The sequence below is a fragment of the Paraburkholderia sp. CNPSo 3272 genome, assembly GCF_024206495.1.
GTDB lineage: Bacteria > Pseudomonadota > Gammaproteobacteria > Burkholderiales > Burkholderiaceae > Paraburkholderia.
This window is the reverse complement of sequence record NZ_JAMBPQ010000002.1, coordinates 23,713-37,556: the sequence shown is the minus strand read 5'-3', so window position 1 is coordinate 37,556 and position 13,844 is coordinate 23,713. Positions and strand designations below refer to the sequence as shown.

12 protein-coding genes and 1 pseudogene are annotated in these 13,844 nt (G+C 66.5%); 3 read left to right on the top strand and 10 right to left on the bottom strand.

The window, feature by feature from the left end:
• Nucleotides 1–44 precede the first annotated feature (44 nt).
• The 3 genes and pseudogenes from pcnB to hda form a co-directional block, all read right to left on the bottom strand.
• Complete coding sequence (gene pcnB / locus M3I53_RS02580) at nt 45–1,679, bottom strand: polynucleotide adenylyltransferase PcnB (RefSeq protein WP_254314421.1); 1,635 nt, start codon at nt 1,677–1,679, stop codon at nt 45–47.
• Nucleotides 1,676–2,362 carry an HAD family phosphatase gene (locus tag M3I53_RS02575; protein WP_254314420.1) on the bottom strand — a complete coding sequence of 229 codons (687 nt, stop codon included), beginning with the start codon at nt 2,360–2,362 and terminating at the stop codon, nt 1,676–1,678. Before M3I53_RS02575 ends, pcnB begins: the two co-directional genes overlap by 4 nt.
• A 650-nt stretch (nt 2,363–3,012) precedes the next feature.
• Nucleotides 3,013–3,714, bottom strand: a pseudogene (gene hda / locus M3I53_RS02570) (DnaA regulatory inactivator Hda); the annotation flags it as partial.
• Between the two features lie 285 nt (nt 3,715–3,999).
• On the opposite strand from hda, the gene purM reads away from it, so the two are divergent.
• Nucleotides 4,000–5,073: a phosphoribosylformylglycinamidine cyclo-ligase gene (purM, locus tag M3I53_RS02565; protein WP_069267776.1), complete on the top strand. Its 1,074-nt coding sequence runs from the start codon at nt 4,000–4,002 to the stop codon at nt 5,071–5,073.
• A gap of 78 nt (nt 5,074–5,151) precedes the next feature.
• Here purM and kynA read toward each other — a convergent pair whose 3' ends face one another.
• Genes kynA through kynB form a run of 3 tightly spaced genes read right to left on the bottom strand, consistent with a single transcriptional unit; the run spans nt 5,152 to nt 8,054 of the window.
• A complete protein-coding gene (kynA, locus tag M3I53_RS02560; protein WP_254314419.1) occupies nt 5,152–6,114 on the bottom strand; it encodes a tryptophan 2,3-dioxygenase in 963 nt (320 codons plus the stop codon).
• Nucleotides 6,115–6,124: 10 nt separating this feature from the next.
• Nucleotides 6,125–7,375 (bottom strand): kynureninase, encoded by a 1,251-nt coding sequence (kynU, locus tag M3I53_RS02555; protein WP_254314418.1) that lies wholly within the window; start codon nt 7,373–7,375, stop codon nt 6,125–6,127.
• Between the two features lie 34 nt (nt 7,376–7,409).
• Nucleotides 7,410–8,054: an arylformamidase gene (kynB, locus tag M3I53_RS02550; protein ID WP_254314417.1), complete on the bottom strand. Its 645-nt coding sequence runs from the start codon at nt 8,052–8,054 to the stop codon at nt 7,410–7,412.
• A 174-nt stretch (nt 8,055–8,228) separates the two neighbouring features.
• Between kynB and M3I53_RS02545 the strand changes: the two genes are divergently transcribed.
• Nucleotides 8,229–8,735: an Lrp/AsnC family transcriptional regulator gene (locus M3I53_RS02545; protein ID WP_254314416.1), complete on the top strand. Its 507-nt coding sequence runs from the start codon at nt 8,229–8,231 to the stop codon at nt 8,733–8,735.
• A gap of 31 nt (nt 8,736–8,766) precedes the next feature.
• Here the strand turns inward: M3I53_RS02545 and M3I53_RS02540 are convergent, their stop codons facing one another.
• Nucleotides 8,767–9,279 (bottom strand): flavin reductase family protein, encoded by a 513-nt coding sequence (locus M3I53_RS02540; protein WP_254314415.1) that lies wholly within the window; start codon nt 9,277–9,279, stop codon nt 8,767–8,769.
• A 192-nt stretch (nt 9,280–9,471) separates the two neighbouring features.
• Here M3I53_RS02540 and msrA point away from each other — a divergent pair, with 192 nt between their 5' ends.
• The gene (gene msrA, locus M3I53_RS02535; protein ID WP_254314414.1) at nt 9,472–10,020 is read left to right on the top strand and encodes a peptide-methionine (S)-S-oxide reductase MsrA; all 549 of its coding nucleotides are present in this window, start codon (nt 9,472–9,474) and stop codon (nt 10,018–10,020) included.
• Between the two features lie 106 nt (nt 10,021–10,126).
• Here the strand turns inward: msrA and M3I53_RS02530 are convergent, their stop codons facing one another.
• From M3I53_RS02530 to pdxH, 3 genes are all read right to left on the bottom strand, one after another.
• Nucleotides 10,127–11,491 (bottom strand): DUF72 domain-containing protein, encoded by a 1,365-nt coding sequence (locus M3I53_RS02530; protein ID WP_302057535.1) that lies wholly within the window; start codon nt 11,489–11,491, stop codon nt 10,127–10,129.
• Between the two features lie 158 nt (nt 11,492–11,649).
• Nucleotides 11,650–12,864 (bottom strand): cyclopropane-fatty-acyl-phospholipid synthase family protein, encoded by a 1,215-nt coding sequence (locus M3I53_RS02525; RefSeq protein ID WP_254314412.1) that lies wholly within the window; start codon nt 12,862–12,864, stop codon nt 11,650–11,652.
• 189 nt (nt 12,865–13,053) lie between these two features.
• The gene (gene pdxH, locus M3I53_RS02520) at nt 13,054–13,695 is read right to left on the bottom strand and encodes a pyridoxamine 5'-phosphate oxidase (protein ID WP_254314411.1); all 642 of its coding nucleotides are present in this window, start codon (nt 13,693–13,695) and stop codon (nt 13,054–13,056) included.
• Nucleotides 13,696–13,844: the final 149 nt, after the last annotated feature.

The following is a 13,844-nucleotide window of genomic DNA, read 5'->3' as shown; positions in this document are numbered from 1 at the left end:
GTTCGACGCATGTGCGCCGCGGCAAGCCGCGACGCCGCACGGCGTCAGTCCTCGTGCGGACCGGTGTGGCCGTCATAGTCCGCACTGCTGGCTTCATGCACGTCACCGGCCGCGCCGGCTTCCGATACAGCACCTTCGCCCGTTCTGCGGCTCTTCGCGCCGCCGCGGCGGCGGCGTTTGCGCGGCGCGCGTTCCTTGCCGCCCTGCGCGAGAAGCGTCTCGCGCTCGGCGATGTCGCCGGAAATGAAGTCCGTCCACCATTGGCCGACTTCGGCGTCCAGCTCGCCCGATTCGCAGCGCAGCAGGAGGAAATCATACCCCGCTCTAAATCTTTGGTGTTCCAGCAGCTTGATCGCGCCGCGGCCACGTTTTTCCAGGCGCAGCTGCAGGCCCCAGATCTCGCGCATGTCCGACGAAAAACGACGGTGAATCGCCAGTTTTTCCGTTTGGGCGTCGATGACGTCGTCCATCGCGCGATGCAGCGCCGGCACGGGCAATTCGCCTTCGGCCGTGTATTGCTGCCAGCGTTGCTGCACGTCGTGCCACAGCAGCGTGGCGAACAGGAAGCCCGGCGACACCGGCTTGCCTGCACGCACGCGCGCGTCGGTGTTCGAGAGCGCGAGCGTGATGAAGCGCTCGCCTTGCGGCTGTTCGAGCACCACGTCGAGCAGCGGCAGCAGGCCGTGATGCAGCCCTTCCTTGCGCAACCACTTGAGGCACTCGAGCGCGTGGCCCGAGAGCAGCAGCTTGAGCATTTCGTCGAAAAGACGCGCGGCCGGTACGTTGTTGATGAGGTCGGCGAGCTTCACGATGGGGTCGCGCGTGTGCTCTTCGATCTCGAAGCCGAGCTTCGCCGCGAAACGCACCACGCGCAGCATGCGCACCGGATCTTCGCGATAACGCGTGGCCGGGTCGCCGATCATGCGCAGCAGACGCGCGCGCATGTCGGCCATGCCGTTGTGGTAGTCCAGCACGGTTTGCGTGGCCGGATCGTAGTACATCGCGTTGATCGTGAAGTCGCGGCGCGTGGCGTCTTCGTGCTGTTCGCCCCAGACGTTGTCGCGCAGCACGCGGCCACTCGCATCCACGTGGTGCGTCTTGCGGTCGAGTTCGTCGCGGCGCATGCGCTTTGCGGGCGCCGGAGCGGGCGCTTCGGCGTCGGCGGCCGGCGCATCCACGAGCGCGCGGAACGTCGAGACCTCGATGATTTCCTGGCCGAACTGCACGTGCACGATCTGGAAGCGCCGGCCGATGATGCGCGCGCGGCGGAACAGCTTCTGCACCTGGTCGGGCGTGGCGTCGGTGGCGACGTCGAAGTCCTTGGGCGCCACGCCGAGCAGCAGGTCGCGCACCGCGCCGCCGACGATGAAGGCCCGGAAGCCCGCCTGCTGCAGACCTTCGGTCACGCGCACGGCGTTGCGCGAGATCAGCGCGGGATTGATGCCGTGGACGTCGGCGGAAAGGATGACGGGCGTGGCCGGATCGGGCGCGCCCTTGCCGCCGCGCGGCTTCGAGGTCTTCTGCGCGCTGGCCGGCTTGCGGCGCGCGCGGGTGCTGCCGGCGACGGCGGCAGCGCCTTCATGCGAGGCCGTGTCCGGATCGGCGGCGGGGGCTTCGGTGTCTTGCGCCGCTTCGGCGTCGTCGTGGCCGAACAGCTTGCGGATGAGTTTCTTGATCACTGGGCTTGGAACAAATCGAGAATGCGCCAGCCCGCTTGTTGCGCGTGAGCGCGCAGGGTGTCGTCGGGGTTGGTGGCGATCGGGTCGGTGACTTTTTCGAGCAGCGGAATGTCGTTGTGCGAGTCGCTGTAGAAGTAGCTGTGCTCGAAGTCCGAAAAGTGCTTGCCGAGCGAGGCGAGCCATTGCTCGACGCGCACGATCTTGCCTTCGCGGTAGCTGGGCGTGCCCATCGGGCGGCCGGTGAAGGCCGAGGCCGGATGGCCGTCCACGGTTTCGACTTCGCACGCGATCAGCTTGTCCACACCGAACACCTCGGCGATGGGCGCCGTGATGAACTCGTTGGTGGCCGTGACCACGCAGCAGAGATCGCCCGCTTCCTTGTGCTTTTTCACGAGCTCGACCGCGCTCGGCAGGATGGTCGGCTTGATCACCTCGTGCATGTACTGGTCGTGCCACTGCGTCAACTGCGCGCGCGAATATTTCGCGAGCGGCGTGAGCATGGCGACGAGGTACGCGTGGATGTCGAGCTTGCCGGCCTTGTAGTCGGCATAGAAGCGGTCGTTTTGCTGCGCGAAGCGCTCGCCGTCGACAATGCCGAGCCTCACCATGAAGCGGCCCCATTCGTGGTCGCTGTCGGTGGGGATCAGCGTGTGATCGAGATCAAAAAGTGCAAGGTTAGCCATGGGCGCTCATTTTACTTGAAGCGGGAGACGCCGTTGCCGCCGCCGGCGGGCGGCGCGGGCGCGGCGGGGTCCGCGGGGGATTCGGGGCCTGCAGGCGCGTCGTTCTGCGCGGGCGCGTTGTTCTCTTGCGATGGCGACGTAACCGACGTATCCGACGTATTGGGCGTATCCGACGTATCGGGCGTGGGCGTTGACGGTGGCAGTCCCGGCCTCTCGCCTGTCTGCGCCTCGGGTGCGGCGGTGCCGGCCGGCGGATCGAGGTCGCCGCGCAGCTCGCCGGTCATCTCGTTGCTGACGTCGGCCTCGACTTCGCCCTTGAGGTCGGTGCCCAGCTCCTTGTGGACGACGTGACGATATTTGGCCCCCAATTCGCCCTCGACGTTGTCGGTCGGCTTGTCGAACGGCACGTTCGCCTGCGGGCGCGCCTGCAAGGCCGGTGGCTTCGGCGCCTCGTAGGGCTGCGCGTTGTCGGGCCCGGCGGCGGGGGCTTCCGGCTCGCTGGGGAAGAGCGACGGCTCCTCGCCTTCTGCGGATGGCGTGGGGGCCACCGCGTTGCCGCTGGGCTCATCTTCGCGCGCGTCACTCGCGTCGTCCGTTTCTGCCGGCTCTTCGGCGGACAATTCTTCGTCCGTCGGCAATGCGCTCGCGACGCTCACCAGATCGCCCACGTCCTTTGCGAGCATCGCGCGCAACAGCGGCAGCGTCACCGCGCGCTTCTGTTCGAGCGAAAAGCGGTCGAGGGCGTCGAGCAAGCCCATCAGGCTCGGCATGTCGCGCCGGAAATGCGTGAGCAGGTAGGCGGGCACGTCGTCGGCGAGCGCAATGCCGCGCTCGCGCGCCGCGAGCTTGAGGATGGCCGCCTTGCCTTCGTCGGAGAGCGGCGCAAGGTGGAACACGAGGCCCCAGCCGAGGCGCGTGCGCAGATCCTCCCGCACGGCCAGACCCATGGGCGGCGCGTTGCCCGTCGCGACGAGCGCGCAGGCGGGGTACGAGCGCACCTCGTTGAACAGGTTGAAGAGCGCGATCTGCTGGGCGCCCGAGAGCGAATCGCAGTCGTCCACTGCGTAGATCGTCACGCGCGGATCGAACGTGAACGCCGCGAGCGCGCTTTGCGGACCCAGATAGCGCACGTGGCCCGGCGGCGCTTCGTCGGCGAGCGCGTGCAGCAGATGGCTGCGCCCGTTGCCGGGCTCGCCCCAGACATAGAACGTGCGATCGGCGATCGGGCCCGCCATGAGCGCCGCGTCCAGACCGCGCAGGCGCGCGACCAGCTCGGCGTTGGCGCCGATATGGAAGTTGTCGAAGGTCGATGGCGGCGGGGTGCCGAGATCGAGCGTTAACTGTCGCTGCACGGTGTGTCTGGACGAAAGTCGGTTCTAGTAAAGCGTGCTCTCGTGAGAATCGCGGAGATCACTGGGCCGCGGACGCCGCAGCACGTTGCCGAGGGCGAGCGCGATCCCGGTCCAGATTACGGCCCGACGCCGGTACGGTGCGAAATACGGTTTGTTGTGCGGCAAAACTCGGTTTCCGGTTGTGGGGCGCCAGGCGAGGCGCGTTCCAGATCTCGCTCCACCCGCGGCGGCGAGGCGCCGTCAATCGGTTAAAATCGCATTTTACCGACCTTCTGGCGCTTCCCCATGAATCAACCGAAATCCGGCCCCGCTAATCAGGCACAGTCGCAGGACCAAGGCCTCTCCTACGCCGATGCTGGCGTCGACATGGTCGCGGGCGACGCGCTCGTCGATCGCATCAAGCCGTTTGCGAAGAAGACCCTGCGCGAAGGCGTGATGGGCGGCATCGGCGGATTCGGCGCGCTTTTCGAAGTGCCGAAGAGGTACAAGGAGCCCGTGCTCGTTTCGGGCACCGACGGCGTGGGCACCAAGCTGCGCCTCGCGTTTCATCTGAACAAACACGACACGGTCGGCCAGGATCTCGTCGCGATGAGCGTGAACGACATCCTCGTGCAAGGCGCCGAGCCGCTGTTCTTCCTCGACTACTTCGCTTGCGGCAAGCTGGATGTCGACACGGCGGCCACGGTCGTGAAGGGCATCGCGCAAGGCTGCGAGCTGTCGGGCTGCGCGCTGATCGGCGGTGAAACGGCCGAAATGCCGGGCATGTACCCCGACGGCGAATACGATCTCGCCGGCTTCGCGGTTGGCGCAGTCGAAAAGAGCAAGATCATCGACGGCAGCACGATCGCCCCGGGCGACGTGGTGCTGGGTCTCGCCTCGAGCGGCATTCACTCGAACGGCTTCTCGCTCGTGCGCAAGATCATCGAGCGCGCGCAGCCGGACCTCGCCGCCGACTTCGACGGCCGCTCGCTCGCCGACGCGCTGATGGCGCCCACGCGCATCTACGTGAAGCCGCTGCTCAAGCTGATGGAAACCATCACGGTGAAGGGCATGGCGCACATCACCGGCGGCGGCCTCGTCGAGAACATTCCGCGCGTGCTGCGCGAAGGCCTGACGGCCGAACTGAACCACGCGGCATGGCCGCTGCCGCCGCTCTTCACGTGGCTGCAGAAGCACGGCGGCGTGGCCGATGCGGAAATGCACCGCGTGTTCAACTGCGGCATCGGCATGGCCGTGGTCGTGGCGGCGGATCAAGCCGATGCGGCGGCTTCCCTGTTGGCCGCAGCGGGCGAACAGGTGTGGAAGATCGGTGTGGTGCGCGAAAGCAAGGAAGGCGAAGCGCAGACCGTGGTGGTCTAAGCCTCGCGCGCGTTGCCGCGAAAAAAATGCCCGCCATCGATTGGCGGGCATTTTTGCTTTTGGGCGCAGCGGTTTGCGTTACAGCACCGTGCGCACGTGCCACAGCTCGGGAAACAGCACGACATCGAGCATCTTGCGCAGATACGGCGCGCCATTCGTGCCGCCCGTGCCCTGCTTGAAGCCGATGATGCGCTCGACCGTCGTCACGTGGCGGAAACGCCATTGACGGAACGCGTCTTCGAGATCGACGAGTTCTTCGGCCATCTCGTACAAATCCCAGTACTCCGAAGGATTGCGGTACACCTCTAGCCACGCCGCCTCGACCGTGGCGTCATGTTCGGTCGGCAGGGTCCAGTCGCGGTTCAGCCGCTCGGGCGCGATCGCAAAGCCGCGCCGCGCGAGCAGGCGAATGACTTCGTCGTAGAACGAGGGCGCTTCGAGCGTCGCTTTCACCTGCTCGAAAATCTCGCCCCGATGCTCGTGCGGCTTGAGCATCTGCACGTTCTTGTTGCCGAGCAGGAACTCGATCTGCCGATATTGATACGACTGGAAGCCCGACGACGCACCGAGATACGGCCGCATGGCCGTGTATTCGGAGGGCGTGAGCGTCGAGAGAACGCTCCACGCCTGTACGAGCTGCTCCATGATCCGCGAGACGCGCGCGAGTTGCTTGAACGCGGGCGGCAGCGCGTCGCGGTGCACGTTGGCGAGCGCTGCGCGCAGCTCGTAGAGCGCGAGCTTCATCCACAGCTCGCTCGTTTGATGCTGCACGATGAACAGCATCTCGTTGTGGTCGGGCGAGAGCGGATGCTGCGCACCCAGCACGGCGTCGAGCGCGAGGTAGTCGCCGTAGCTCATCGACTTCGAGAAGTCGAGCTGTGCGTCGTGCCAGCCTTCGCCTTGTACCTCAGGCGCTTGTGCAGCCGGCGCGGGCGCGGCGGCGCCGTGCCCGAACGGGCAGCCGCCACGTGCGGCGCCGTGGGTCTCACTCGTGGTTTCACCCGCGTCGGGCATGCCCGGGATTTGCATGTGATCGTTCATCTGCCGCTCCTCAGGTCACCGCGCCGCGCTCGGCGAATTCGGGCTTGCGCCAGGACTCGGTGGCAAGCACCTCGCGCAGCGTCTCGACGGCGTCCCACACGTCGACGTAACGCAGATACAGCGGCGTGAAGCCGAAGCGCAGCACGCGCGGCTCGCGATAGTCGCCGATCACGCCGCGCGCGATCAACGCCTGCATCACCTCATAGCCGTGCGGGTGCTCGAAGCTCACGTGCGAGCCGCGCTCCGCATGAGCGCGCGGCGTGACGAGTGTGAGGCCGTATTCCTCGCAGCGCGTCTCCACCAGTTCGATGAAGAGGTCGGTGAGCGCGAGCGACTTGCGGCGGATCGCCTGCATGTCGGTTTGCAGGAACACGTCGAGACCGCATTCGACGAGCGCCATCGAGACGATCGGCTGCGTGCCGCAGAGAAAACGGCCGATGCCGTTGTCCGGACGATAGACAGGGTTCATCTCGAACGGCGACTTGTGGCCCCACCAGCCCGAGAGCGGCTGCGAGAACGCATCCTGATGGCGCTTGGGCACCCACACGAAACCGGGCGAACCGGGGCCGCCATTCAGGTACTTGTACGTGCAGCCCACGGCGTAGTCGGCGTTCGCGCCGTTCAGGTCCACGGGCACGGCGCCCGCCGAGTGTGCGAGATCCCACAGCGCGAGCGCGCCCTGCGCGTGAATATGGTCGGTGAGCGCGCGCATGTCGTGCATCTCGCCCGTGCGGTAGTTCACGTGCGTGATCATCGCGACGGCCACGTCTTCGCGGATCGCGCCGCGCAACTCGGAGGGATCGTCGACGAGGCGCAGTTCATAGCCGCGGTCTAGCTGCTCGATGAGCCCTTGCGCAATGTACAGGTCGCTCGGAAAGTTGGAGCGCTCCGAGACGATCACGCGACGCTTCGGGTCGCGCGCGTTCTGCACGCGCAGCGCGGCGGAGAGCGCCTTGAAGAGATTGATCGAGATGGTGTCGGTGATGACGACTTCGTCGTCGGCCGCGCCGATCAGCTTCGCGAGCTTGTTGCCCAGACGCCTGGGCATGGCGAACCAGCCCGCCGTGTTCCAGCTGCGGATGAGGCCTTCGCCCCATTCGCCGCCGATCACGGCCTGCGCGCGCGCCGCCGACGCCGAAGGCGGCACACCGAGCGAGTTGCCGTCGAGATAGATGGTGCCGGCCGCGAGCGTGAATTGCTCGCGCAGGGCGGCGAGCGGATCGGCGCGATCGGCTGCCAGGGCTTCGTTGCGGTCGTTCATGTCTACGTTTCTGTGTCTGGCTAATTGAGGGGGTTCAGTTGTCGGCGGCCGCAGGCAGTTCGCGTAGCACGGCGCGCACGGGGCTGGCGTCGAGCGTCGCGAACTTCAGCGGCAGTGCAATGAGTTCGTAGTCGCCGGGCGCGATGGCGTCGAGCACGACGCCTTCGAGGATCGCCATGCCATGTGCGCGGATGCGGTGATGCGCGTCCATCGTCTTCGATTCCTGCGGGTCGAGCGAAGGCGTGTCGATGCCGATGAGACGCACGCCGTGCGCGGCGAGCAGATCGATCGTTGCCGGCGCGACGGCGCAGAACTTGCTGTCCCAGCGGTCCTGCGGCGCGTGCGCGTAGGTACGCAGCAGCACGCGCGGCGGGATGCCGGGCAGCGCGCCTTCCACGTGTTCGGGCAGCACGAGCGGCGCGGCGCCCACGCAATGAATCACGCGGCACGCGCCGATATACGTGTCGAGCGGCACCTCGCCGATCGGCGCGCCTTGGGCGTCGTAGTGCAGCGGGGCGTCGGTGTGCGCGCCGGTGTGCGGCGACAGCGTCACGCGCGCGACGTTGACCGGCGAGCCCGCCTCCATGCGCCACACGCGCTCGACGCCAACGCGCGTATCGCCGGGCCAGACGGGCGTTTCGGGATGAATCGGCGGGGAAATGTCTTTGATCTGGGTCATGTCAGTGGCGTCTTGCGTTTGCGTTGTCTCCTGTCGGCCGCACTTATTGCGGCCCCATGCAAGGCTGATGCTTCGAATGATAGGCAACCCCGCGTGAAATGTGCTTGCAAAAAAACGCCGCAAATTGCGGTTGTTGGCACATAATTTGTCTCAAGACGGGAATGGAGACCAAATATGAACGCAATCTCGCTTGATGCTACCGATTGCCGTATTCTCGCCGTGCTGCAGAACGAGGGGCGGATCAGCAATCTCGATCTGGCGGAGCGCATTTCGCTTTCGCCATCGGCGTGCCTGCGCCGTTTGCGGCTGCTCGAGGAGCAGGGCGTGGTGGAGCGCTACCGCGCGAGTCTGAACCGGGAGATTCTCGGCTTCGAGATGGAGGCGTTCGTGCAGGTGTCGATGCGCAACGACCAGGAGAGCTGGCACGAGCGCTTCGTCACGGCGCTGCGCGACTGGCCGGAGGTGGTGGGGGCGTATGTGGTGACGGGCGAGACGCACTACCTGCTGCGCGTGCTCGCGCACAACCTCAAGCACTACTCGGACTTCGTGCTCAACAAGCTGTACAAGGCGCCGGGAGTGATGGACATCCGCTCGAACATCGTGCTCAGGACGCTCAAGGTGGAAGCGGGCGTGCCGGTGGACCTGATCGCGCAGCGCGAGCCCAAGAGCGCGCCGGCATAAATTCGAACGACGTGGCGCGCGCCCGGCCGGGTCAGAGCGACTGGAGCTGGTGGAACGCGCCGCCGTGGAACACGAGCGGCGAAGCGTCGGTGCCGTCCTCGCGCACGCCGCAGCGTTCCACTTCCCCGACGAAAATCACGTGATCGCCCTCGTCGTAGCGGCTGCGGTTGTGGCACTCGAACCACGCGATCGCGCCGTTCAGCACGGGCATTCCGGTGTCGCTGGCCGCGTGCGAGACGCCCTCGAAACGGTCGCCCTTCACGGTCGCAAAGCGCTTGCACAGGTCGAGCTGCGACGCGGCGAGCACATTGATCACATAATGGCTGTTCGAGCGGAAGACGGGCATGGACGCCGAGCGCGTGGCGAGGCTCCACAGCACGAGCGGCGGATTGAGCGAGACCGAGTTGAACGAGCTGGCCGTGATGCCGATGAGCGTGCCGTCGGGCGCGCGCGTCGTGATCACGGTCACGCCGGTGGCGAACTGGCCAAGCGCGCGGCGGAATGCGCCGTCGTCGAAATTGGGCGGGCTGGCGCGGCGGGTCATCGGTGCAGGCCTTCACGGGCCGCGCGCGTGGCGGCGGGAGCAGAAATCGGGATCAACGTCATGTGGAAATTCGGCGAATTGTCACAATTTTAGCGGAAGCGGCGGATGGCGGGTCGCGTGGGGCACCGCGCAGTGGTGTCCGCAGTGAGGTCCGCGATGGCGTCCGCAGTCACGATCAAAGGAGCAAACAGCATGAGTCAGACAGTCGAAACGGCCACCCTGGGCGGCGGATGCTTCTGGTGCCTGGAGGCGGTGTACCTGCGCGTGGAGGGGGTGAACGCGGTGGAGTCGGGCTACGCGGGCGGCCACGTGACAAACCCAAGCTATGAGCAGGTCTGCGACGGCGACACCGGCCACGCCGAGGTCGTGAAGGTGGAGTTCGATCCCGCCAGGATCACGTATCGCGAGATTCTCGACATCTTTTTCGCGATTCACGACCCCACGCAGCTGAACCGCCAGGGCAACGACGTGGGCACACAGTACCGCTCGGCGATCTTCACGCACTCCGAGGCGCAGCGCGAGACGGCTGAGCAGGCGATTCGCGAGCTGGCCGCAGAAGGCGTCTACGACGGCAAGATCGTCACCCAGGTGCTACCGCTCGACGGCAACTATTTTCCCGCCGAGGCGTATCACCAGAACTACTTCGCGCAGCACCCAAACCAGGGCTATTGCTCGTTCGTCGTGGCGCCGAAGGTCGCGAAGTTCCGCCAGAAGTTCGCGCACCGGCTCAAGGCTGAATAAGTCTGCGGGAGGCGCGCGGGCGGTTTCGATACCTGCTTTCGATGCCCGGTTTTGATGCCGGGTTGGATGCCGGTTTTGATGCCCGGTTTTGATGCCATTGCGCGCTTCAGTTTTCCTTTTCCTCTTCTGCTTGCGCGCCGGGCGGCGCTTCTTTCGGCGTCGCGTCGCGCGCGGCGTCCAGCGCCGTTTCCCCGCGAAAGCGCTCCATCTCGTCCGCAATCGCCCGCGCGAGCTTCGCGCAGGTTAGCGGCGCCGATCCCTCCGCCTTGTTGTTCGTCGTGATCAGCACGGGCTGGCCCGCCATCGCGTAGCGCGCGGCCAGTTCCGCGAGCGTGACGCGCGTATGCGGATCTTCGTCCACCAGTTTGTCGAACGGCTCGTAGCGCGCCTTCGCCTGCTCGTACTTGAAGCCGCTGTGCAGGCTCCAGCGCACGATCAGCGGCCCGGCCGGGGCCTCGCCGTCCATCAGTGCGAGCGCGGCGGCCTGGCGCAGCGGGTCCGGCATGCGGGCGTGCAGGCCGACGCAGTACCGCACCCCCGCGGCGCGCAGCGTGCGTACGAAGCGCGGTGTGAGCAGGATCGCGTCGCGAACCTCGACGGCGTAGCACGGACCGTCGCCGGTTGCGGCAGGCTCGGTCGACTGGGGCAGCGGCGGCAGCGCGGCGAGGAAGGCGGTCAGCCGCTCGACGAATGCCGCCGGGTCGGCCAATAACTGATCGGGCAGCGGCGGGAACTGGAACACGAGCGCGCCGGCCTTGCTGCCCAGGCCCGCGAGGCACGGCTCCACGAATTCGCGCGCGGCCAGCTCCGCGTTGAGAAAGCACGGGTTCGCGGAAACGGGCTCGCCGCGCACGCCGCGCACGCTGGCGTCGGTAACGAGCGCCGGCGCCTTCACGATGAAGCGGAAGTGCTCCGGCACCTGCTGCGCGTAGCGCAGGTAATCGGTGACGGTGAGCGGCGCGTAGAACGAGCGGTCGATGCTCACCGAGCGCAGCAGCGGATGCGCGCCGTAGGCCGAGAGGCCGTCGCGGGCGAGCTTAGACTGGCTGTAGTCCTCGCCATAGACGATGCCGCGCCAGCCCGGAAACGACCACGACGAGGTGCCAAGGCGCACGCTCGCGGGCAGCGCGGCGGCGACGTCGAGCGTGTCTTGCGTGGCTACGGCGGGCAGCACGCCGCGGCCGCGGCGTTTCGGGGCGTCGGGGTTGGGGGCGGCCCTTTTCGGCGGTTTTTCGCGCGGTATGGCATCTTCGCGCGCTTCAGATTCGGCGTCGTTCTCGCGCGCGGCGTGGGCGGGGCGCTGGGAGGCTGGCTTCGTCGCAGGCGCTGCGAAGCCGAACAGATCAGGCTGCGGCTCGGCGCGGCGGGCTTCGGCCTTCGGCGCGTTGCGGCGCGCAGCGGGGTGGGCGGCTGAGTGGGCGGCCGAGTGGGCGGCGTCAGGGCCGGAGTCGTTGGCCGGCCCGTGCGTCATGTCGCCAAACAGGTCGTGGCCGTCGTCGCGTTCGTTCATGCAGTGGCGTCGCGCTGTGGCGTCGTGATGGCGGTCGTAGGGCGAAGCCGCCTCGGCCGGACGCAACTGCTGGAACAGTTGATACGCGGGCGGCGCGGCGAACCGCGCCGCCGCCTGCGTCAGAGCGGCTTCTCGTACATGTACCGGCGCGACCACGGCAGCGTTGTCGCGCTGCGGCCGGCCTTGCGGCAGACAATCTGGAAGATCGACACGTCGTCGTGCTCGAACGCGTACGCGCAACCTGCCAGATAAACGCGCCAGATGCGGAACTTCTCGTCCTCTACGAGCTGTTTCGCTTCCTCGGCGCGCGCCTCGAAATTCTCCGCCCACAAATCGAGCGTGTGCGCATAGTGACGGCGCAGGCTCTCCACGTCAACCGCTTCGAGGCCGCCACGCTGCGCCGCTTCGAGCGCGAGGCCGATGTGCGGCAGCTCGCCGTCGGGGAAGACGTAGCGGTCGATGAATTCGCCGCCGCCCAGCGCCGTTTCGCCCGATTCGGCGTCCGACGAGGTGATGCCGTGGTTCATGGCGACGCCGTCGTCGGCGAGCAGGTCGTGGACCTTGCGGAAATAGCCCGGCAGATTCTTGCGCCCGACGTGCTCGAACATGCCCACGCTCGTGATGCGATCGAACTGGCCTTGTATGTCTCGATAGTCCTGCAGGCGGATCTCGATGCGGTCTTCGAGGCCTGCCGCCTTCACGCGTGCCGTCGCGAGATCGAACTGGTTCTGCGAGAGCGTCACGCCCACGCAGCGCGCGCCGAACTTCTGCGCCGCGCGCAGCACCAGCGCGCCCCATCCGCAGCCGATGTCGAGCAACGTGTGACCTTCCTTCACCTGGATCTTCGTGAGGATGTGATCGATTTTCTTGAGTTGGGCGGTGGCGAGGTCTTCGTCGCCGTTTTCGAAATACGCGCACGAATAGACCATGTTCTCGTCGAGCCAGAGCTTGTAGAACTCGTTCGAGACGTCGTAGTGGTACTGGATGGCCTGCTTGTCCGTGGACTTCGAGTGCGTGAAATAGCGGCGCACGCGGGCGAGCTTGCTGGCGCTCGTGACAGTGTTGCGCGCGAGCGAATAACTGATGTTGATGATGTCGGCGAGCTTGCCTTCGATGTCGATCTTGCCCTTCACGTAGGCCTCGCCGAGGTTGTCGAGGCTCGGCGTGAGCAGGAGCGGCAGCGCCGACGCGCTATTGACCTTGAGCGTGACGGCAGGCGCGGCGAAGTGGCCAAAGTCGTATTGCTGCCCGCTCCAGAGCACGAGGCGAGCGGGCAAGTCGGCCTTGCTGCGCACTTCTTCTACCCACTGTGCGAGTTTTTTCTCCCAGAACATGCGTTTCTCTCCGTGTCAGATGAACAATTGAAGCCCAATGACAAAAGCGAATTGCGATGCAGGTTTTTGGCAACAGCGTTACGGCAACAGCGAGGTACTGAACGATATACAACGAAAGCGGTGAGACGAAAACCCGGTTGACGCGAGGTAAGTGCTCGTAACGTGCGTTGCGTCGCCGCGCGCATGCGCTCAGGGCGCGAGACGCTCGATGCGCCAGGCCGCATCCGCGCTTTCACGCGTGTAGCGGATCCGGTCGTGCAGGCGCGACGGGCGGCCTTGCCAGAACTCGATGGCCTCCGGCACGAGCCGGTAGCCGCCCCAGTGCGGCGGGCGCGGCGGTGTTTCGCCATACTGCGCGGCGATTTCGCGCTCGCGGGCTTCGAGCGTCTCGCGGTTCGCGATCACCGTGCTTTGCTCCGAGGCCCACGCGCCAATGCGCGAGCCGAGCGGACGCGAGTTGAAGTAGGCGTCGCTTTCCTCGGCGCTCGTGAGTTCGACCTTCCCCTCGATGCGGACCTGACGCTCCAGCTCGATCCAGTGAAAGAGCAGCGCCGCATGCGGATTCGCGCTCAGCTCACGGCCCTTGCGGCTCTCGTAGTTCGTGAAGAACACGAAGCCGCGCTCGTCCACGCCCTTGATGAGCAGGATGCGCGCGGCGGGGCGGCCCTGTGTGTCGACCGTGGCGACCGTCATGGCATTGGGCTCGGGCAGCTTGGCGTCGAGCGCCTGCGCGAACCAGGTCTGGAACTGGCGGATCGGATCGGGATCGACGTCGGCGGCGTCGAGCGAGCCGAGCGAGTAGGTCTTGCGGAGATCGGCGAGGGAGGTCATCTTTTAGGCAGACGCTTCAATGCGGACAAGTATATCGAACAGGCGGGGAAACAGGCGCGCCCGGCAAGGGGCGCCCGGCTAGGGGTGGCCGGCCAGGCGCGCCCGGCTTGAGGCCGCCCGGCCTCATTCGGCGCGATCAGGCAAAATAC

Excerpts from the sequence above, each read along its gene's own strand:
- M3I53_RS02575 (WP_254314420.1), bottom strand. The coding sequence starts at position 2,362 with ATGGCTAACCTTGCACTTTTTGATCTCGATCACACGCTGATCCCCACC.
- purM (WP_069267776.1), top strand. The coding sequence starts at position 4,000 with ATGAATCAACCGAAATCCGGCCCCGCTAATCAGGCACAGTCGCAGGAC.
- kynA (WP_254314419.1), bottom strand. The coding sequence starts at position 6,114 with ATGAACGATCACATGCAAATCCCGGGCATGCCCGACGCGGGTGAAACC.
- kynU (WP_254314418.1), bottom strand. The coding sequence starts at position 7,375 with ATGAACGACCGCAACGAAGCCCTGGCAGCCGATCGCGCCGATCCGCTC.
- kynB (WP_254314417.1), bottom strand. The coding sequence starts at position 8,054 with ATGACCCAGATCAAAGACATTTCCCCGCCGATTCATCCCGAAACGCCC.
- M3I53_RS02545 (WP_254314416.1), top strand. The coding sequence starts at position 8,229 with ATGAACGCAATCTCGCTTGATGCTACCGATTGCCGTATTCTCGCCGTG.
- M3I53_RS02540 (WP_254314415.1), bottom strand. The coding sequence starts at position 9,279 with ATGACCCGCCGCGCCAGCCCGCCCAATTTCGACGACGGCGCATTCCGC.
- msrA (WP_254314414.1), top strand. The coding sequence starts at position 9,472 with ATGAGTCAGACAGTCGAAACGGCCACCCTGGGCGGCGGATGCTTCTGG.
- M3I53_RS02530 (WP_302057535.1), bottom strand. The coding sequence starts at position 11,491 with ATGACGCACGGGCCGGCCAACGACTCCGGCCCTGACGCCGCCCACTCG.
- M3I53_RS02525 (WP_254314412.1), bottom strand. The coding sequence starts at position 12,864 with ATGTTCTGGGAGAAAAAACTCGCACAGTGGGTAGAAGAAGTGCGCAGC.
- pdxH (WP_254314411.1), bottom strand. The coding sequence starts at position 13,695 with ATGACCTCCCTCGCCGATCTCCGCAAGACCTACTCGCTCGGCTCGCTC.